The following is a 20,482-nucleotide window of genomic DNA, read 5'->3' on the forward strand; positions in this document are numbered from 1 at the left end:
AACAATAAAATATTTAACGCTTTTAAATATTAAAACTTATAACTAATAATGTCAATAAATTTATCTCTTGAAAATTTTCATAATTTTTTTTGATGAAAACAATAGCGAAGAGCATGTTAATTTAAAATATAGGATGATTTCTCCACAAAAAAAACTACCATTACTATGTATACAAAACATAGCAATGGTAGTCTTTGCTTTTTTATAAAATCAATTCAATTGTTTCAATAATTTCGATGCTGTCCTTCACAGATTGAACAATCGTACAATTCTTCACTGCAAGCTCTAACGCCTTTTCTAACTGCTCTTGCGTGATTCCTTCCGCCTTTACTTTATAGTGCAAATGGATGCTCTCCACTGGTTTTGGCAAAACTTCACTTCTTACAATTTCAGTTGCAATTGTAAACTCATTATACGTAATACGTTTTTTTTCTAAAATCGTTCGAAGCACAATTGCACTGCATCCTGCAATCGAAGCAATAAGAAGATTTAATGGCGTATACCCATTTTCTTTTCCGATTTGCAATTCACCATACGGAAGATCAGTTGTTATTTCATTGTGCTTGACTGTTAGTTTCATATGCATTCCCCATCTCTACTTGCGCCTTTTGCTTTCGCTTTTTACTTATATAATAATATACGTAGCAAAAAATGATAAATGGGATGCCGCAATATAATGCCATGCGCTGTTCTGGGATAAAAGCTAAACTAATAACAACAATGCTATTTAAAATAAGCGCGGCAATTGGAACAATTGGATATAATGGTGTCTTATATTTTAAATCTTCCAGCTTACCACCATTCTTTAAATGTTGTTGTCTAAATCGAATTTGTGAAAATGCGATAACAATCCAACTTGCTACTGCTGATAAACCTGCAATAGATAGTAAATACATGTATACTGTACTCTCTGCGAATACACTTGTTAATAATGATAGTGCTGCAACAGCTACCGTTATAACTAATGCCTTAACAGGTATACCTCTTTTATTCAACTTCTTAAAGGAAGTCGGTGCCATACCTTCATTTGCTAGCGACCATAAAATACGTGTTGCTGCATATAACCCAGAGTTTGCTACAGATAATAGAGCAGTAATAATAACAAAGTTCATAATATCCGCTGCATATGGAATACCGATTTTATCAAATACAACAACAAACGGGCTTTCAATAACTCCTGCTTCTTTCCAATTAATCAATCCTACTAAAATCGTTATTGTTAAAATGAAGAATAACATAATACGCCATACTGTATTACGAATTGCACGTGGAATCGTTTTTTCTGGTTCCTTACTTTCACCTGCTGCAATTCCAATTAACTCTGTTCCTTGGAAAGAGAAGTTTACAGTAATCATTGTCAGTAATACAGCTCCGATTCCGTGTGGAAATAACCCACCATCTTGTACAAAGTTAGAAAAAAGCGGTGCTGCTTCTTTTCCATCGTATGGTAAAAATCCAAGCAGTGCACTTCCCCCAAGAAGAATAAATGCAATAATGGTAACTACTTTAATACTTGAAAACCAAAATTCTAATTCTGCATAGCTTTTTGCTGATACTGCATTTGAAATGAATAAAAGACTACCGAACACAAGGCACCATACCCAAACATTTACATCCGGAAACCATCTCTTCATCATTAAACCAATTGACGTCAACTCTAAACCAACAGTTACAGCCCAGCCTAACCAATACAGCCAGCCAATCATAAATCCTGTTCCAGGTCCGATAAATTTCGTCGCGTACTTTTGAAACGATCCAGAAACAGGCATGGCAACTGTTAGTTCACCAAGACAAAGCATGGTTAAATACATAATAAAACCGCCGACTAAATAAGAAAGAATCGCTCCTCCTGGCCCTGCTTCATGAATTGTATATCCTGATCCGAGAAAGAAACCTGTCCCGATTACTCCCCCGAGTGCAATCATAAATAAGTGTCTACTTTTCATTGTACGGTGTAATTGCTCATTCGTTGTTTGACTCATCTTCTTCCTCCCCTAAACACTCTCTGTATTTTAAAATTTCTGATAATATAAAATATACAATAAAGCGTTTACAATTTCTATATAAAATTAAAACTTTTCTAAAAAAATAACTCTTGCATAAATAAAATGCAAGAGTTACCTGCTTTCTAAACGTCTTGAAAAAATCGACAAGCTATAATTTACAATGAAATACATACATGCGGCGAGAAGAAACATTGGAATCATATAGTTTACATTTTGACCATTAATGATTTGAGCATTATGCATTAATTCTGGCAATGAAATTACGACCGCCAACGATGTATCTTTTAAAAGGGATATAAATTGACTGACAAGCGGCGGCACCATACGCCGCAGTGCTTGCGGTAAAATAATATGCTGAAGCGTCTGTACATACGATAATCCAGAAGCACGCGCTGCTTCAATTTGTCCCTTCTCAATTGATAATAAACCACTGCGAATAATTTCTGATATCATCGCTGCTTCAAATATCGTCAAAGCCACAATGGCCGCTGTTGTAATCTCTAATTTCAATCCAGCTTCTGGGAGCGCAAAATATGTAAAGAAAATAATTAATAACAACGGTAAATTACGAATGATTTCAACAATACAGGCAAGTATTGCTGATACAACAGGCATTTTCGTATATCGTAACGTACCAATTACACCACCAATTATAAAACTAAGAAATATCGCTATAAGAGCAACTTCTAACGTAACAAGTAGTCCTTTTAGTAAAAAGATAATATGATCCCCTGTATAAGCACCTCGAAAATCCATTTACACAGCTCCCTTCGCCAAGCGTTTCTCTAAGTATCGAACACCCATGCTAAGCGGAACAGTTAAAAGTAAATAAAACATACCAACAAATATATATACATCAAATGTGACAAATGTTCTTGTAGAGATTAAATCACCTTGGTACATTAAATCCGCCCCAGCGATAATACCTAGTATAGAAGAGTTTTTCACTAAATTTAGAAATTGATTGCCTAGCGGCGGAATCACAATTTTTATCGCTTGCGGCAAAATGATATGATACATCGCTTGCACATACGTTAAGCCAGAAGAACGCGCTGCTTCCATCTGCCCTTTCGGAACTGATAAAATTCCTGCCCGAATTGCCTCTGTAATAAAAGCTGCTGTATATATAGTAAGTGCAGTTGTGCCGGCAACAAAGCCACTTAATGTAATGCCAATTACCGGAAAAGCAAAATAAAAAGCAAATGCAATTAGAACTAAAGGGATATTCCGAATAAACTCTACATATGCTGTACCAATCCAATTTAGAATCCGAATTGGTGCAATTCGCATGACTGCGATTATGATACCCAGAATAAAACTACCAATTAACGCAGTAAGACTAGACATCACCGTATATTTGAATCCCTCTAAATACAAATCTAGATTATTTGAGAGAATAGAAAAATCGGGCACAAACTCTCCCCTCTTTCTTCATAACAAGAGGATGATTATTTCTCATCCTCTTGTTATCCTATATTTTGTAGTTTTACTCAGGCTTTTTCCCAATCCACTTTTCATACAATTTATCGTATTCTCCACTTGCTTGCATCTCTTTTAGTAACTCATTAATTACTTTCGTAAGCTCCGTTTCTCCTTTTCTCACCGCAATGCCATATGGTTCGTCCGTGAATTTTTTTCCAACCACTTCATAGTTTGCATCTTGCTTTTCCATACCATATAAAATGGCATTATCTGTTGTTAAAACATCGCCTTGTCCTGCCTTCAATGCCGTGAATGCTTCACTATAATTTTCAAATTCAAGTACAGTCGCTTCCGGTGCTTTGGCACGAATATTGTTCGTAGAAGTAGAGCCTTTTACAGCTAACACTTTTACCCCTTTTTTCACATCAGCTATATCCTTAATTCCACTTCCTTTTTTTACAAGTAAAGATTGCCCAGCTTTAAAATACACATCTGAGAAATCAACTTCTTTTTTACGTTCCTCGGTTATTGTCATTGTCGCAATAATTGCGTCAATATCGCCGTTTTTCAGCATTGGAATGCGCGTTTTAGAAGTAACTTCTTTTAATTCTAATTTATTCTCATCACCTAAAATTTTTTTCGCAAGTGCTTTCGCAACATCAATATCAAATCCTTCTACCTTTCCCGTTGCCGGGTTCTTTAATCCAAATAGATTCGTATCATACTTCACACCGACAACTAATTTTCCACGTTTCTTAATTTGATCAATAACAGTTTCTTTCTCATTTTTTACAGCTTCTTTCGTTTCCTCTTTCTTACTTCCACACCCAGCTAAAATCAGTATAAATAAACACGTACAAACGATAAGCGTGAACCACTTTTTCATTTTAATCATCAAATTCCTCCCTTAACGATTAAGCACACGACTTAAAAATAATCGGGCTCGTTCTTGCTTTGGATTTGCAAAGAAATCAGCAGGTGCTGCTTCTTCCACAATTTGACCCTTGTCCATAAATAAAATACGATCAGCTACCTCACTGGCAAATCCCATCTCATGTGTAACAACAACCATCGTCATGCCTTCTTTTGCTAATGTTTTCATAACGTCGAGTACCTCACCAATCATTTCAGGATCAAGCGCAGAAGTTGGTTCATCAAACAGCATAATCTCCGGCTTCATTGCTAGTCCCCTTGCAATAGCAACACGCTGTTGCTGTCCGCCTGATAGTTGGTGCGGATAGGCATTTACTTTATCTGTAATCCCTACTTTCTCTAAATAAAACATAGCAATTTTTTCTGCTTCTTCTTTCGGCTTTTTGAGTACTTTTATCGGGGCAAGTGTAATATTTTGAAGCACCGTTTTATGAGGATATAAATAAAAATGTTGAAATACCATGCCGATGCTTCGTCTTAATTGATTTATATCTTTCTTTACACCATATATGTTTACACCATTCACAAACAATTCACCATCAGTAATCATTTCTAGCCGATTTATACAGCGCAGCAACGTGCTTTTCCCTGACCCCGATGGGCCAACGACTACGACAACTTCCCCTTTTTCAATTTGTAAATTAATATCTTTTAAAACCTGAAAGCTGCCGTAATATTTGTTAACATCGCGAAAAACAATCAATCTACTCCCCTCCTTTACAACTCAAAAAGCTTGTATAGTTTTTTATATTCGAAAACATCTAAAAAAATAACTAGTAATCTTTTAGGCATAAAAAAGAAGCAAAGAAATCGCTCTCTTTGCTTCTTTCACTCTTTTTACGAAACCTCTTCTTGTTTACCTTTTCTATATTCCTTCTTTTGAATTGGAATTTTCAGGATATACAAAAGGTATAAAATATACACCTTATGCAATTTAATATTATTTTGAGAAAATAAACACATTTTCGCATAAAAACACAGAATATATGTATTTAGTAAAAGAACAGAACAGCAATTATCTAATATAATCTATATACCCAAACTAGCCTAAAAAAAACTGACCATAATTCCACCAGAGGGTGTTTTAGGTCAGTTTCTTGTTTTTCTCAACATTCAATAATGGCTTTTCTTGCAAGAATTCTTTGGTGAATAGCTTTTGTTAATGTTTGAAAATGCTCTGGCATTTCCTTACCGTTAAACTTTTTCATAATTGTTCCATATAAAGCAACATCCCGAAGGCGCATGAAGAGCGGCAAAGCATCATATGAGGAATCGTCAAGCTGATGCTCTGTCTCATATCCTTCTCGTAATACTTGCAACTGGTGACGTGTAAAAGCTGCCCTTTCTTCCTCTGACCAATCTTTTCGTAAAACTGAATAATATAAAACCATTGCAAGGTCATGGACAAAATAATTATACGTTGCATCATCAAAATCAAAGATTGTTAGCTCTCCATTTTCATAGTGAAAATTCCCGTGATGTATATCTCCATGAATGAGTCCGAATGTACGACTTGTAGAAGGTAAATTCTTAATTTCTGCTACAATTTCATAGGCGATTTGCTGCAGTTCATTATCTTCTTTTAACATATCAATAATCGTAATCTCATCATCCATCCATGTAACACGATTCTCTGTTTTCGGATAATGCATTGTAAGGCGATGTAACTGACCAATTGCTTTCCCCCAAGCATAAAAGAGCTTATCATTCCAAATGTCGGGATCATTATCTTTCGCCCTTTCTCCTTTTGCATAATCAAAAAGAGAAGCATAAAAAAATGTTCCATCTGTCGCTTGTAAACTTTCTACAAATATATTGTTCTGTGAGCGATGCGGCGCCGCCACTTTTGCACCGTTTGCCCCAAGGTATGCCAAGAATTCTAATTCGGCCTCAATTTGTTTATATGTACGATGAGATGAATGGGTCAAACGCAAAACATATGGTGTAGAATCTTCTCCCTCCGCACGAAAAATATAATTTTCAAAGTCTCCTAATGGTTCTTCCGTAACAGTTACACCGAAGCGTTTTGCCCCTTCTTGTAAAATTTCTTTTGTAAATACTCGTTCAACTACTAATTCCATATGACCACTCCTTTCCTCTCTACGTAATTCGCCATAAATCGTAGAATCACTGCTATAAAATAAAAAAAGAAGCAGAACGTTCTACTCCTTCTCAATCCAAGTAATGGAAGACTATAACTATACAAGTAAACAAATTTATTACAATTCACTTAGATTTAAACTTACATAGTGATATACTCCATTCCTATATTCCTTACCATTTCCCCTCTAATATTAGTGCATAAATACCCATGCTCATAACAAATAGTGAAACGCCTAATGTAATGATCCATAACGGAATTTTCAATTTTTTTATTTTAAAATAAGCTCCGTACCCTTTATATTTAACAGAGCGATATACACTAAGTCCCCCTATGCAAATCATAAAAATACTTAAAATATGTACGACATACGGCAAGCTCCCACTCCTTATAAGATTATCACATCCCCCTTTTATTTACAGTAATTTCTAAATAATATTTCTCATGAAAATAACAAAAGAAATAACAGTTGAATTCGCAAATTAATTCACATAGTAAATAGCATACAAAAAGCCCAGAGTTTTTATACTCTGAGCTTTCTTTTTTTATAATGGGGTTATACCCTTAAAGCCCCCTATTGTCACATAAGGATAGTTCTATGTTAAATCGCAATAAAAGGTGTTTTATGAATATACGCTTTGTTATCAATCTGACTAATTATAAAACTTGCTATTTCGTTGTTTGAAATCATTGTTCCAGGCATATCGGTAAGACTTTCTTTGACTGTTCTTACTTCAACACCCTCTTTTACAAAAGGCAGTCTTATTAGTGTCCAATCTAGTTCTTTAATTTCCAAAAGAATATCCAGCTCTTCTTTTTTATCTTTCATCATTTTGGAAAAGAACATTTCAAACATTTTTGCTCCAATCTTATTTAAAAGACTTTTTTCATCTCCTATAATGTTGAGAGAAGCTCCTGTAACTCCAATATATCTCTTAATATCCTTTTCCTTCATTACTTTAAGTATATCTCTTGTAACTCTGCTATACATAGGTGTATCTCTCATTGGTTGACCAAAACAATTTATAACGATTTGACACCCTTCGAGTAGTTGTCCTATTGTATCAATATTCTCTGCAGCACCTGTTACAACTTCAATTTTATCATCGCTACATTTTAATTTTTTTGGATTTCGAACAAGCATACGAACTTGATAGCCATTTTTTAACGCTTCTGAAGCTATATAACGTCCTACCTTACCAGTTCCACCAATTACAGCTATTTTATAAGGATTATCCATACTTCCACCCCTAAGAATATATAAAAAAATCAATCCTGTTCTTTTCTTAAGCAAGTAAAGAATTTTATCATTTCTCTTTATAATTTAACATAAATTTCCTGTTTATTCTGGATTTTTCATTTAACACCCTAAATAACAGCCTAAATCACAACTGAAATGGAAGTGCCTAATGATGTCCAACTTCGTGTTTACGCAGATAGGGAATGGGCATGCACCTATAATCTTTTGAAGAATATGCTAAATCACATATAACCGAAGGGGGCTGGCTTATTATGTTTGAGCATTTTGGATTTGTAGAACAGTGCGATACAGTTCCAATCGAATTTCCCCCGCAGTACCAACCTCAGCAGCCGGGTATTGAATCTTTGATGATTCCAAGACCTATCTCCGAAAACCCTAATTATTCTGGAAGCAACAAACTATTGAACAAAGTCGCCATCATTACTGGGGGAGACAGCGGGATCGGCCGGGCTGTCTCCATTGCTTTCGCAAAAGAAGGGGCGGATATTGTAATTGTTTATTTAAACGAGCATGGGGATGCATCCGAAACAAAAGACAGAGTGAACCAATTGGGCAGACAATGTCTGACAATCGCAGGTGATATTGGGGATGCCGGGTTTTGTCATTATGTCGTTAAAAAGACAATGGAAGCATTTGGCCACCTTGAAATCCTGGTCAATAATGCGGGAGAAGCACATACACAAGCAAGTATCAGCGACATTTCAGCAATGCAGCTCGAACGTACTTTTAAAACAAACATTTTTTCCTATTTTTATTTAACACAAGCAGCCATGCCCTATTTAAAAAGTGGAAGCTCTATTATCAATACGGCTTCACTCGCCGCATACAACGGACTTGATCCCGCGATTGATTATGCCGCTTCCAAAGGAGCTGTCGTTGCATTTACCCGCTCGTTAGCATTATCAGTCATTAATCAAGGAATCCGAGTCAATGGCGTTGCTCCAGGGCCTGTATGGACCCCTCTTATCCCTTCAAGCGCTCCGCCAGAACTTTATGCAACACTTGGAAGCACTACGCCAATGAAACGTACTGCACAACCTTTTGAACTGGCACCTTCCTATGTTTATTTGGCGTCAGACGACTCCTCATATGTGACAGGACAAATTCTTCATGTAAACGGTGGAGTGATTATAAATGGATAAGAGTGAATTCCTTCGATTCAAACTTTATTATAAGAAATTGTATTTTAGTGAACAGAAAGACGCCATTTTGATCAATCTATTTTCAAAATGACGTTTTTTTATTTCCTGTTACATATGGAATAGAGGGAATTTTTTTAATCAAACTTTGTATAAAAAAATAGATTATTTATCTTTCAGTGCTTGTTTGCTACAGTATACTTCTAAATCATTCTAATGTGAGTAAATAGTTAATTAACGCATCTTGCTCTTGTTTTGAAAAACCTGTAGAAGAATCTACCCAATATTCGTGTCCTTCTCCCGTAATATGTGTGTCTTGTAAATCCTTTGAACTTTTGTTTGCTTCGATTACTTTTCTTCTCAAGTTTCGATTAATTAATGCTCGTAAGCTGTTAAACGGATTAGGCTCAATTCCTTTTGATACCGTTCCTGTCATACCTAGTTCACTCTCCACGTTTTGGCCAACCGCAATACCTCCATCATGTAAATACGGCGCTCCCCAATAAAGCCCTAACAAACTTGGAACTTTGTAACCACCAGATGAATTATTTAACATGTATGCTAAATCGATTTTCTCTTTATCTAACGAATAAGCCGGAACTTTTAACTGTTTCGCTCCTTTCGGTACAGGTACTGGTGTATCTGGTGAATATATGATAGGATCTGCTAAACTTTTACCTATTGCTTCAAATGATTTCGCTCTTGATGGCTCGGTCTTAATTTCATGAACTGGGATAATTCGATTATTTGTGTAGGCTTGTCCAGCATGACAAGTAATACAACCTGCACGTGTAAACACACTCTTGCCTTGTTTTATCGTCTTTTCATCAACAGATAATGGGGGCTTAGGAGAAACAAATGTATTTTGTAATGCCGACATTCCGTTGTTTTGTTCCATTACCCGATAGCCAGGAGAACTTGATAATAGGCCATTGGGAGAAATTAAAGACGGCCTTGGAAACGTCGGAAGCGTAATTAACTCATTTACTCCTGGAACTCCTGGAGTAGGATCTACTGAAGCAAAAAACTCAGATGGTTTCTTTCCACTTTTAGGATCATATCGATATTTTAGATTCGCTGCATTTTGTAACATTGTTCCTAAATAAACTTCCTTGTCAATTTTGAAAAGGAATGGACTAGCATGTGCTAATGTCGTTAAATCTGATCCTTGAATATTTACAGCACTATTAATTACACTTAGCCCTTTAAACGGACCAGCTTGTGCAAACCCATTCCACCCATAAGGATGATCTCCAAATGTAAAAGAATCTGGAATTTGTGTTGGATTATTCACCAAATCACTACTCGCATCAAAATTTCCGCTTGGCCATTTTAATAAAGTACGATCTACAGTCTCCTCTATCATCTCTGGATCAGGAAGCGGAGCTTTTTTCCCATCAGAAGTCACTACTGTTCGCCCTAAATCTTTTATATAGTCTTGTAATGACTTAATTTCTGCACGAGAAAAATAAGCTGCTGAATTTGTCCCTAATGCTAAAATGAGACCGCCATTAAAATCATTATTTGCAGCACCTTCAATCACTTTTTTTGTATCCCTAGTTACCGTTGCATGGCATGCAGCACAGCTTACTCCTATTTTCTCTCTTCCTTCAGACTTAATGATAGGCATCCCTAACACTTCATTAGAACCTCTTGCAACATCTAAACCAGTATCAACCTTTGTTCCTTTTTCAAACGTTTTATCTCCTATTTTCACAGTTTTCGCCAGTTCGACACGTAAATTTGTTGTCCCTTTTCCATGCAAGTCGTAAATTGCTTTTTTAATATTTTCTAAAGTTAACGCACCATTTAAAATACCCATTATGTCTGTAAGAAACACTTCATTTCCAAATGTTTCTTCATAAAAAGACTCTCTCCCCACTTTTAATAAATTCTTGTCAATTTTCACTGCTCCATTTTGTGGTGATAATAACATTTTGCCTTCATTCGTTTTCAACAACTCATTCGCTTTTTTTTGCGAAATCGTTTGTCCCCAAATATCGTATGCCGGCTGATTTTCCTCAGTTCCATAATGATTTGGTTTGCTCTTTACAATTTGATCTTCAGAAGGAATATAAGCGTATGTTGGTTTTGAAAAGTTAAAAAGGACAACACATACAAAGATTATCCCCCAAACAAGAGATCTAGCGGACTTCCTATTTTCCATTTACTTTCCTCCTTGCTCATCAAAAAATATTACAAACGCTCAGTAACAACCTTACTATTCCCTGTAAAAAGAGATATAAATACGAAAACATACTTTCCTTCTTCTTTTCTTTGTATTACAGTATGTTAAAAATTAATTCCTAAATTTGTTACTTTACAAGCAGTAAGAAAAAACAGGCTAAATATTTAATCACCAGTATGAATTTTTATAAAAAAGTTTGTATTTTTCTCTTCCCTTTCTAAAAAACATGTAGTATACTTACTTCAAAATCAGAGGAGAAAGGGAGCAAAGAACTATGTTTACTTATACAACTGTAGTTACATTTGCACAAAAACATCATCATCATACGTAAACCCTTGAAACCTAGCGGAAAAATTCACGCGTAGGTACAAGGGTTATTCCCGTTGTACCTACGTTAGGCAAAGAGCCATGTAGGTATTTTTTATCTACATGGCTCTTTTTTATTTCCAAAAAACACTAGGTACAAAAAATAATAAAACAAAAAAACTATTACAAAAAGGAGTTAGACAATCATGGCAACAAAAAAATGGGGTTTATGGATTTTAACAGCATTCGTTGTTGGAAATATGGTTGGCGGCGGCGTGTTTATGCTTCCAGCAAATTTAGCGCAAGTATCAGGACCAATGGGATCCACGCTTGCATGGACAATTACCGGTCTTGGTGTATTTATGATTGCACTCGTGTTCGGAAACTTAGCAATGCGAAAACCGAATTTAAAAGCAGGTCCGCAAAGCTATGCGCAAGCAATGTTCACTTCACCAAAAGCTGGTAAAGTTGCTGGTTATAGCATGGCGTGGGGATACTGGGCTGCAAACTGGGCTGCAACAGCTTCTGTTATTATTTCATTTGCAGGATATTTATCTACGTTTTTCCCAGTTATGCAAAGTAAACAAATTTTGTTCACGACAAATGGTTTCTCGTTAGAACTAGGAAAATGCTTAACATTTGCTGTATGTAGTATTATGCTATGGGGCATTCAATATATTCTTTCTCAAAATATTGATCGTGCTGGTAATATGAACTTACTTGCAACTGTTGCAAAAATTATTGGATTTACGATGTTTATTATCATTACATTATTCATCTTTAATGCAGCGAATTTCGGTGATGGGCAAACGTTTATGAATGAGGCTGGAAAATCCATTCCATTAGGCGGACAAATCAATGCTGCTGCTATCTCAACACTTTGGGCGTTTATTGGTATTGAATCAGCTGTCATGCTTTCAAACCGTGCAAAGTCACAGCGCGATGTAAAAAAAGCAACGATTTTGGGATTAGTCATCGCTCTTATTATTTATGTAGCAATTACATTGTTAACAATGGGTGCTCTTCCGCAAGATGCGCTGAAAGGGTCACAAAAACCATTGGTTGACGCATTAAATATGGCTATTGGTAATAAAGGTGCATATATTATGGCATTCCTAGCACTTGTTTCTCTATTCGGCTCTACAGTCGGCTGGATTGTTGTAAGTGCAGAAGTTCCTTATCAAGCAGCAAAAAGCGGATTATTCCCAGCTTTCTTTGGAAAAACAAATAAAAAAGGAAGCCCAAAGAACTCATTATTATTAACAAATATCATGACACAAATATTCTTATTCTCTACTATTTCTGGATCAGTATCAGAAGCGTATAGCTTTGCAATTGTTGTTGCTACGCTTGCTTATTTAATTCCATATCTTGTTTCAACATTATATCAATTAAAACTTATTATTACTGGTGAAACATATGAGAACATGCAAGGCTCTCGTAAATTTGACGGTGTAATTACAGTACTTGCTCTTATATATTCCATTTGGGTTATCAAAACAGGAACAGCTGATATGAAAACTTTCTTACTAGGAATAGGATTATTCGCATTTGGATTTATTCTTTATCCGTTTATCATGAAAAATACTACTGAAAAGAACATAGAAACACTTAATACAAAAATTAGTTAAACTTAAAAACACTAGCTCCCTAAAGGGCTAGTGTTTTTAGGTTTAAACTCATTTTTTAATTCTGATACTGTTAACGGTTTCGCATAATAAAATCCTTGTACATAGTCACATCCCATTGATTGTAGTAACGTTTCTTGTTCAACAGTTTCCACCCCTTCTGCAACAATCTTCATATTTAAACTATGTGCAATGTCAATAACCGATTTTACAATTGTTCTTTCAGGTTGTGCCTCGAGATGATGAAATTCTTGAATAAAATTGCGATCAATTTTTACAATATCAAGTGGTAACTGTTTTAAATAATATAACGATGAATACCCTGTTCCAAAATCATCTAACGCAATTAAAATTCCCATACTTCTTAATTCTTGAAGGGCAGCAATAATGTATTCAAATTGCCTTACCGCAATACTTTCAGTGATTTCTAAAATTAATCTATTCGGTGAAAATGAAGTACGTGCTAATATACTACGCAAAGTAGGTATAAACCGATTTTGCATAATTTGTTGAATGGATATATTTACAGATAACTGTAAACCTTCTGCATATGCCGGCAATGTTTTAAATATTCTACATGATTGCTCTAATATCCAATCCCCTAACTTTGAAATCAATCCACATTCTTCTGCAATTGGAATAAATTCAGAAGGAGAAATGGGACCTTCTTCCGTATAGCAACGTAGTAATGCCTCCACTCCAGAATATTGCTTTGTTTGTAAATCAATGATTGGCTGCATTACTACTTTTAATTCTTCCTCACGAATTGCCTTTTGCAATACAAGTTCAACTTCCATTTTTCGTTGCATTGTTGATCGTAAATCATTTGTAAAATAACAAACGGAGGTTCTTCCTTGCTCTTTCGCACTGTACATAGATAAATCTGCATGTTTTAATAAAGACTCTATATCTCTACCATCTTTCGGGTATGAACATACTCCCAAGCTAGCAGAAACATACACTTCATTTCCTTCTAATATGAACGGTTCTTGAAAACAAGAAAGAATCGAACTTACTAACTGTTGTAGATCTTGTAATGTAATCTTCTGCGTTAGCAAGACAAATTCATCCCCGCCAAGTCTTGAAAGTACTTCCGTATCATCTAATACATTGTCGAGACGTGATGCCACTTCTTCTAGTAATAAGTCTCCAATCGCGTGTCCTAATGTATCATTTACCAATTTAAAACGATTTAAATCAAAATAAATGAGACTAAACGGTATTTTTTTATCTACGCGCTTATTTATTAATTCCATGAATTGTAAACGATTTGGCAAACCCGTTAGCATGTCATGATATGCTAATTCACGATAACGACTTTCACCTCCCCTTAACCGTTGCTCCATCTCTTTTCGCCTTGTTACCTCGTTTCGAATGGAAACAAATTGATATGGTTCTCCACTATCATCTAGAAAAGGAACAATGGTAGTACTTACCCAATAATAGGATCCGTCTTTTGCCTTATTACGAATTTCTCCACGCCAAACTTTCCCACCTGAAATACGCTTCCATAAGTGCTTAAAAAAAGCCTTTGAATGATATCCAGAATTTAAAATGCGATGATTCTGTCCGATTAGTTCTTCCTTTGTATATCCGGAAATTCCACAAAATTTATCATTTGCATATGTAATATAACCATCTCGGTCAGTAATAGCAACAATTGATGATTCATCTAAAGCAAATTTTATATCTTGCAATGCTTTCATCGCTCCTTGGAGCAATGAATCATGTAACACAAGATCTTGCTGCTCTATCATGCCTTATCTCTCCTTGTTTTTCTCTCTCAATAACAAGACAATACCTTTTCCTTTTTATAATTAACGAGAAGTAATATTCATTAAGTACCCAATCAATGGAAAACTTACTGACAAGAATTTTACTTTATAAATATCTCTAACTACAGATTTTGAATACAAATATCATACGTTTTATTTTTGCTCACGATTAACGTAATAACCGTATATGGAGTTATAAAACAATAATACCAAAATATTCAAAACTTTTCACCAGAAATTTGGAAATCCTTTCATTTAAAATCTAGTAATCCGCTCATCAGACATATAACATGCATAAACGAATCTAATAAAGGGAAACTTTCGTCAGTCGGGGGTTTTTCATCCCCCGCTGACGGAAAACTCTCACCAATCGAGCTTTTACATACCGTTATCCCTATCTGCCTCACTTCTCTCTGAATCTTGAAGTGGGGGTTTTACTACCATGACTAGTTTTTATTTCGCTTTTGAAAACGAAAAATGTGATATGCTGCAAATCCTGCGATTCCAAACCCTACGATTGCAGAGAATTGCCATAATGTTGGACCATTGTCAATGTTAATCCAGCCATCTCTGTCTGGAACCCAGTCAATTGTATTTTTTGCCGGGCAAACTTCTCCATTTACATTTGATTTTAATGCAAAGCGAATCTCCTTCTGCTTATCTAGTCCAAATTCTTTTAAAGGAACTCGGAATTCCATTTCCTTCTTATTATCACTTACAGAAAGGGTTTGTTCTTGGTATTTTCCTGAGTCCACATTTAGAGAATATTCATTCCCTTTTCCACTAATAAGATTTACAATTGCATAACGATACTGAACCATTTGACATTTACCATTTACCTCAATGGATTCCGAGTTACCTCTCCCGCCTTGTTTCGCATCGGGAAAAATTACGTGAAATGTCCAGCCATCTTGCTTAGAATGTCCTGCCGATTGTCTTTCTACATACAAATATAAATATTCTCCATCAGAATAATATTTAACACCCGTAATATCTTCATTATTCATTCCATTTGGCACATCACCTTTTGTATCCGAAACATACGGCATATTATTCCAATCAGAAAAATTCCCGTCAATTGTAATAGGAGATTTCTTAGTTTCTGCGAATACTTGGAGTTGTCCGATATTTAATAAACTTATACTGATTAAAAGTGACGCAAGTAGTTTGCTAGATTTCATAGTAGATCTCCTCCATTAATGAATCATGCTCATATAAAGTGAAACTTTAATCAGTGGGGGTTTTCTTCATCCCCCACTGATTATCAGCCCTCACCAATCGGGCTTTTACGGGCAGTTGATCTCCCACCTAACTTCTTTGCTTTCGCTGAACTTTGAGGTGGGAGTCTTACTGCCCGTTAATGCGGGATAAAATCATTTATTACCGCTGCCATTAATCCATTTCTTCAATTTAAAATAGAAGGAAAACTGTTTCTTCATTTTCTCACGAATCATCCGCATTTCTTTACTTAATGCACGCACATCCCAGCTTGCTTTCTCTTCTTTTGCATTAATCGTTCCAGCAAGGCGGCAAAAAAAGATAAACATCCGATAAAATGGAAGTAAAAATATTGTATATATATGCTTACGCATATATTTCTTTACATGCGGTTGTGGTTTCAAATACAATTTTGAAACAACATAAAACAACAACGAATTTGCTACATAAGAAAAATAAAGAATAATATTTGCAGTTACAATTAAATATAATGGATAATCTAAAAACATTAAGTATACTAGCGCAAAAATCCAAATCATTCTTGAAAAAATTAATGTATGATCTTTAATCATTGTATAACGAATTACATCTAAACTACCTCGCGTTTTTTTATTTAATAATTTATTAAATAAAGCAGTAACTTCTATACTGCCACGTTGCCAGCGTTGCCTTTGCATGTACAAACGGTCCGCAGATTCAATGGGATCTACATAGAAAAACGCGTCTTCGCATAATGCTACTTTTCCATCGTACATAAGACGAATTTGCGTTGTCATATGTGTGTCTTCTCCAAGCGTTTCAATATTATACATTTGTGTTTTTGTTAATACCTCTTTTCGGAATGCTGAAAACGCTCCTGATAAGGTAAAAATAGAATTACGTTTTGATTGGTAGCCTCGCCCTACTAAAAATGCTTCTACATACTCAAACAACTCACAACGCTGTAATAATTTTAATAATGGTTTATTATTTTCTTGAATTAACTCAGGGTTAATCATAACAACACCGGTCATTGCTGAAATACTCATATCTTGTTCAAATTTTCTTACTGTATTATAAACAGCTCTTGGATCAAGCATACCGTCTGAATCCACATTTAAAATATATCTTCCTCGTGAAAGATATATTCCTTGATTCAAAGCTTGTGCTTTTCCTTGCTTTGATTTTATATATCTAATATTTAAAACCGGCTGCTCTATTTGAAATTGTTGAAATACCTCAAAAGATCTATCTTCCGAACCATTATCAATTAAAATAACTTGTATATTTTGCAATGGATATTGTTGAGCTACAATTGAATTCAAACAATCTCCCAGTGTTTTCTCAGAATTATATACAGGAACAAGGATGGTTACATATGGAAAAAAAGTTAATTCTATCTCTTTCTTTTTTAAGTAAGCATGCAATACAACAATAGCACTTCCAAAGCCAGTGAAAAAATCAACAAGTAACGGAATAATAAGCCACACAGTCCAAAAAAAGACTTCCTGTAAAAACGCATCCATCGTCACTTTAATTCACCCACTTTCTGATATCTGATTTGAACAAGTGTAAATAGTACATAATAAAGGTATACTGTCAAACCAAAGAAAAGAATACGAGCAAATACCATATGAACGAGCTTATATGCTTCTGCTCCAAATATCTTTGTCATAACAATAATGAATAACAACCGCAAAATATTTGCTACAAATAAAAACGATACACCAAAAATAGTTGATAATACCTTTGTTTTTATATTTCCAAACGGGAAGAAAAGCACTAGAGAAAGAAATACAAGTAACTCAATACCACCAGAGCATTCATAATCCAATACCATGGTTACAATATCTTTTCCTGTTTCAATTGTTATTAATGCAAGTTCACTATGTACATGAAATACTGGAAATACATTCGAAATCCACTCTAACACATAGGAATTCATAAGGTTTGCGTATTTCTCAATATACGGCAGAAAGTACATCATACAAATTGTAAAAAAACCTACGCTTCCTACTACAAAAGCAAAAAAACGTAATCCAATACGTTGCATCATTATATAACCGAAAGCACAAAGTGCAATTAATAAAATACCCATTATAATAGAACTCATGCTTCTCCCTCCCTTCTTTGTCTTCTATAAATTCCATACGATAAACTACAAATTATACATAAAGCACTCACTGATAAAACAACACCTTGTAGCATATATGGGTGCCCAACATGTACTTTCACATGTTTCGTCTTCACATTCATAAATTGATTCATTTTTTCATATTTACCTTCTATTGTTTGGAAAGCATCAATTGCTGCAACAGGTACAAGTACATTTTCTTGTTCACTATCAACAATTACTTCATTATGATTCCGTTTTAAACTTACTGGTACAACTTCTCTTTTTGGTAATGTGTAAGCTTTTAATTGCAAGACATCCTCAAGAACTTTCAATGTATCTTCATTTTTCGTTAAAAACGTATAGTAAGGAATATTTAATGACATAAAAATTAAATTGTCATTCTTGCTTGTAGAAATATAATTCAAAATCTGTTTATCAACATATAATTGTGATTCTGAATGATTTGTATTACTAATAACATTCGTTCTCCAATCACTTGATTTTTTAGGAAACGGTTTTGTTTCTATTTTTTTATCTTTATAATATAATTCCCCATACTCATCTTGCAGCGAAATTGGTTGCACATTTACATTCAGAAATGACTCTGTCATTCCAGCTGTGTCAATTACCACTCTAATATTAGAATCAGCCAATTTTTTTACTAACTGTTCCGCTGCTTTCTTATCTTTATAAGCTAATCCTGAAATGTAAACAACCTTATAATTTTTCAACTCGCTAAAAGTGTAGTCATCAATGTTCATTTTGTCCCCTATTAACAATTGCGGAAACATATAAGTGATATTGGGTGCATATTTTCCAATTGCAATCCCATCATATTGCACTTTCGTTCCAAAATTCCCTTCAATAGGATATTTATAAATATAGTTACTAGGCGTCTCCTTTATTAATTCATATCCTACTTGTTTTGCCGATTCCTTCATTTCCTCTGGGTGTTTAACAAAATTTTTCTTTAATACGAATGTATCCGCTCCTGTTTCTAAAGTACGATCAAATAAAATATCATAATATTCATGTTCTAATGCTGTATTAATTTGTACTAAATTTTGTGTCGTTGTTGCGCCTTGCCATGCCCATCCATACACTTGATCTTTTACCTTATTTTGTTTTCCATGATAGGATAAATAGTAACTTGGAAAAGAACCATATTCGGAGTTATCTAACATTGATATACGCTGCGATGCTGCAGAGATCGCTACATCTAAATCTTCAGCTTGTCCTTTCGGAAACTCTCGGTTAAATCCAACTGTATAAAAAGAAGCACCTGAATCAACAGCTAACAACAAAATAAACATCCACATAAGAGACTTACGAAGATTTTTCCATAATAAAAAAGAAAATAAGATCATCGCCATGGCCATTGCAGTAAAGCGGCGCATCCATAACACTTGAACAAGAGGCATATTCTGTAAGAGTGGTAGAGCTAGTTTTGTTGTGCCTATCATAATTAATAATGCAACCGAAAACCCTGTCATCTGTTTCTTGGATCCAAAGAGTAAACCAAATAAAGCAAGCAAAGCAAACGAAAGTCCAAAATAATAGATTTCAATATCATTAAAACGTAAAAATGGATGCAGCGAAACAGTTAATGGATAAGAGTGTAGTGCCATTACTTCTAAATTAGCATCTCGGTCCATTCCAATAATACCGCCATTTAGTGCTGGAAATAGCCAAAATCCAGATAAACAAATCCCTAATGCAGCATAGATGAGAACAATAAACTTATGAATCATCTCTTTGTTTACAATTGAGTCGATAAGACAAAATAAAAAGAATGAAATACCAACCATAGCTGTTAACATCGGATGAATTAGTGTTATAATTGCCATTAATATAGAAAGGATTATGTACAAGTGAATTCTTTTTTCACGTACTGCACGGTAAAATATTAAAAATAGAAATGGTAATATCGATGTTATAGTACAAAAGGGAACATTTCCTTCTGCAAATAAAATGCGAAGATTTTCCGGAACAAAGAACCATAATATACTAATAAAAAATGCTAGCCATTGCCGTTTTGTATACACTCCCCACAATAACCAGCCCAAGCCCCCTACAATAAAAAGAAAAATAAAAAATAATTGATAAGCTCCAATCATATCCGTTGTAAACATTCGTAATACAGCTAAGATATAATAAGATAAAGGTGCCCAAAATCGAAATGGTTGAAATCCGTTATACCATTCAGCACTGTAATTAACATACCAGTTTCCTTTTTGAAATTCTTCATATAGTAAATTTGCTTTATATAAGTGTCCATACGTGTCCGATCCCCACGGATAACGCCCAAAACGATTCACATACCATGACATAAGTAAAGCACATGCTACTAATAAAGAAAATTGGAAAAGAAACAGCCAAACTCGTTTTCGTTGTTCAATTGTCATACTAC

At 34.8% G+C, this 20,482-nt stretch carries 17 protein-coding genes; 2 read left to right on the forward strand and 15 right to left on the reverse strand.

Annotation, left to right across the window (positions count from 1 at the left end):
- Positions 1 to 202: 202 nt before the first annotated feature.
- The 9 genes from WAX78_RS21065 to WAX78_RS21105 all read right to left on the reverse strand — a co-directional run bounded on the left by WAX78_RS21065 (position 203) and on the right by WAX78_RS21105 (position 7,702).
- Positions 203 to 580 carry an OsmC family protein gene (locus WAX78_RS21065; protein ID WP_336483986.1) on the reverse strand — a complete coding sequence of 126 codons (378 nt, stop codon included), beginning with the start codon at positions 578 to 580 and terminating at the stop codon, positions 203 to 205.
- Entirely contained in the window at positions 555 to 1,982 is a 1,428-nt protein-coding gene (locus tag WAX78_RS21070; protein ID WP_336483988.1) for an amino acid permease, read from the reverse strand. The genes WAX78_RS21065 and WAX78_RS21070 overlap by 26 nt, the downstream gene beginning before the upstream one ends.
- Positions 1,983 to 2,117: 135 nt before the next feature.
- A complete protein-coding gene (locus WAX78_RS21075; protein ID WP_336483989.1) occupies positions 2,118 to 2,762 on the reverse strand; it encodes an amino acid ABC transporter permease in 645 nt (214 codons plus the stop codon).
- Complete coding sequence (locus tag WAX78_RS21080; RefSeq protein WP_336483990.1) at positions 2,763 to 3,419, reverse strand: amino acid ABC transporter permease; 657 nt, start codon at positions 3,417 to 3,419, stop codon at positions 2,763 to 2,765.
- Positions 3,420 to 3,492: 73 nt separating this feature from the next.
- Positions 3,493 to 4,323, reverse strand: a complete 831-nt coding sequence (locus tag WAX78_RS21085; protein ID WP_336483991.1) for a glutamate ABC transporter substrate-binding protein — start codon at positions 4,321 to 4,323, stop codon at positions 3,493 to 3,495.
- Positions 4,324 to 4,335: 12 nt separating this feature from the next.
- Positions 4,336 to 5,064, reverse strand: a complete 729-nt coding sequence (locus WAX78_RS21090) for an amino acid ABC transporter ATP-binding protein (RefSeq protein ID WP_336483992.1) — start codon at positions 5,062 to 5,064, stop codon at positions 4,336 to 4,338.
- A gap of 403 nt (positions 5,065 to 5,467) precedes the next feature.
- Positions 5,468 to 6,442: a phosphotransferase enzyme family protein gene (locus WAX78_RS21095; RefSeq protein ID WP_336483993.1), complete on the reverse strand. Its 975-nt coding sequence runs from the start codon at positions 6,440 to 6,442 to the stop codon at positions 5,468 to 5,470.
- 193 nt (positions 6,443 to 6,635) lie between these two features.
- On the reverse strand, positions 6,636 to 6,839 hold the full coding sequence (locus WAX78_RS21100) for a hypothetical protein (protein ID WP_336483994.1): 204 nt from the start codon (positions 6,837 to 6,839) through the stop codon (positions 6,636 to 6,638).
- Between the two features lie 224 nt (positions 6,840 to 7,063).
- Positions 7,064 to 7,702 carry an NAD(P)H-binding protein gene (locus WAX78_RS21105; RefSeq protein WP_336483995.1) on the reverse strand — a complete coding sequence of 213 codons (639 nt, stop codon included), beginning with the start codon at positions 7,700 to 7,702 and terminating at the stop codon, positions 7,064 to 7,066.
- Between the two features lie 272 nt (positions 7,703 to 7,974).
- Between WAX78_RS21105 and WAX78_RS21110 the strand changes: the two genes are divergently transcribed.
- A complete protein-coding gene (locus WAX78_RS21110) occupies positions 7,975 to 8,865 on the forward strand; it encodes an SDR family oxidoreductase (protein WP_336483996.1) in 891 nt (296 codons plus the stop codon).
- Positions 8,866 to 9,070: 205 nt separating this feature from the next.
- Here WAX78_RS21110 and WAX78_RS21115 read toward each other — a convergent pair whose 3' ends face one another.
- On the reverse strand, positions 9,071 to 11,029 hold the full coding sequence (locus WAX78_RS21115; protein ID WP_336483997.1) for an electron transport protein: 1,959 nt from the start codon (positions 11,027 to 11,029) through the stop codon (positions 9,071 to 9,073).
- A gap of 533 nt (positions 11,030 to 11,562) precedes the next feature.
- On the opposite strand from WAX78_RS21115, the gene WAX78_RS21120 reads away from it, so the two are divergent.
- A complete protein-coding gene (locus WAX78_RS21120) occupies positions 11,563 to 12,987 on the forward strand; it encodes an amino acid permease (RefSeq protein ID WP_336483998.1) in 1,425 nt (474 codons plus the stop codon).
- A gap of 11 nt (positions 12,988 to 12,998) precedes the next feature.
- Here WAX78_RS21120 and WAX78_RS21125 read toward each other — a convergent pair whose 3' ends face one another.
- The 5 genes from WAX78_RS21125 to WAX78_RS21145 all read right to left on the reverse strand — a co-directional run bounded on the left by WAX78_RS21125 (position 12,999) and on the right by WAX78_RS21145 (position 20,477).
- The gene (locus WAX78_RS21125) at positions 12,999 to 14,741 is read right to left on the reverse strand and encodes a putative bifunctional diguanylate cyclase/phosphodiesterase (RefSeq protein WP_336483999.1); all 1,743 of its coding nucleotides are present in this window, start codon (positions 14,739 to 14,741) and stop codon (positions 12,999 to 13,001) included.
- 464 nt (positions 14,742 to 15,205) lie between these two features.
- On the reverse strand, positions 15,206 to 15,940 hold the full coding sequence (locus WAX78_RS21130) for a Firmicu-CTERM sorting domain-containing protein (RefSeq protein ID WP_336484000.1): 735 nt from the start codon (positions 15,938 to 15,940) through the stop codon (positions 15,206 to 15,208).
- Between the two features lie 192 nt (positions 15,941 to 16,132).
- Positions 16,133 to 17,482, reverse strand: coding sequence for a TIGR03111 family XrtG-associated glycosyltransferase (locus WAX78_RS21135; RefSeq protein WP_336484109.1), 1,350 nt, complete (start codon positions 17,480 to 17,482; stop codon positions 16,133 to 16,135).
- Positions 17,483 to 17,484: 2 nt separating this feature from the next.
- The gene (gene xrtG, locus WAX78_RS21140; RefSeq protein WP_336484001.1) at positions 17,485 to 18,069 is read right to left on the reverse strand and encodes an exosortase family protein XrtG; all 585 of its coding nucleotides are present in this window, start codon (positions 18,067 to 18,069) and stop codon (positions 17,485 to 17,487) included.
- Positions 18,066 to 20,477, reverse strand: a complete 2,412-nt coding sequence (locus tag WAX78_RS21145; protein WP_336484002.1) for a 6-pyruvoyl-tetrahydropterin synthase-related protein — start codon at positions 20,475 to 20,477, stop codon at positions 18,066 to 18,068. The genes xrtG and WAX78_RS21145 overlap by 4 nt, the downstream gene beginning before the upstream one ends.
- Positions 20,478 to 20,482: the final 5 nt, after the last annotated feature.

This window comes from Bacillus yunxiaonensis (assembly GCF_037104695.1).
Classification (GTDB): domain Bacteria; phylum Bacillota; class Bacilli; order Bacillales; family Bacillaceae_G; genus Bacillus_A; species Bacillus_A yunxiaonensis.

Excerpts from the sequence above, each read along its gene's own strand:
- WAX78_RS21130 (WP_336484000.1), bottom strand. The coding sequence starts at position 15,940 with ATGAAATCTAGCAAACTACTTGCGTCACTTTTAATCAGTATAAGTTTA.
- WAX78_RS21110 (WP_336483996.1), top strand. The coding sequence starts at position 7,975 with ATGTTTGAGCATTTTGGATTTGTAGAACAGTGCGATACAGTTCCAATC.
- WAX78_RS21095 (WP_336483993.1), bottom strand. The coding sequence starts at position 6,442 with ATGGAATTAGTAGTTGAACGAGTATTTACAAAAGAAATTTTACAAGAA.
- WAX78_RS21125 (WP_336483999.1), bottom strand. The coding sequence starts at position 14,741 with ATGATAGAGCAGCAAGATCTTGTGTTACATGATTCATTGCTCCAAGGA.
- WAX78_RS21115 (WP_336483997.1), bottom strand. The coding sequence starts at position 11,029 with ATGGAAAATAGGAAGTCCGCTAGATCTCTTGTTTGGGGGATAATCTTT.
- WAX78_RS21075 (WP_336483989.1), bottom strand. The coding sequence starts at position 2,762 with ATGGATTTTCGAGGTGCTTATACAGGGGATCATATTATCTTTTTACTA.
- WAX78_RS21135 (WP_336484109.1), bottom strand. The coding sequence starts at position 17,482 with ATGGATGCGTTTTTACAGGAAGTCTTTTTTTGGACTGTGTGGCTTATT.
- WAX78_RS21105 (WP_336483995.1), bottom strand. The coding sequence starts at position 7,702 with ATGGATAATCCTTATAAAATAGCTGTAATTGGTGGAACTGGTAAGGTA.
- WAX78_RS21065 (WP_336483986.1), bottom strand. The coding sequence starts at position 580 with ATGAAACTAACAGTCAAGCACAATGAAATAACAACTGATCTTCCGTAT.
- WAX78_RS21120 (WP_336483998.1), top strand. The coding sequence starts at position 11,563 with ATGGCAACAAAAAAATGGGGTTTATGGATTTTAACAGCATTCGTTGTT.
- WAX78_RS21145 (WP_336484002.1), bottom strand. The coding sequence starts at position 20,477 with ATGACAATTGAACAACGAAAACGAGTTTGGCTGTTTCTTTTCCAATTT.
- xrtG (WP_336484001.1), bottom strand. The coding sequence starts at position 18,069 with ATGAGTTCTATTATAATGGGTATTTTATTAATTGCACTTTGTGCTTTC.
- WAX78_RS21085 (WP_336483991.1), bottom strand. The coding sequence starts at position 4,323 with ATGATTAAAATGAAAAAGTGGTTCACGCTTATCGTTTGTACGTGTTTA.
- WAX78_RS21070 (WP_336483988.1), bottom strand. The coding sequence starts at position 1,982 with ATGAGTCAAACAACGAATGAGCAATTACACCGTACAATGAAAAGTAGA.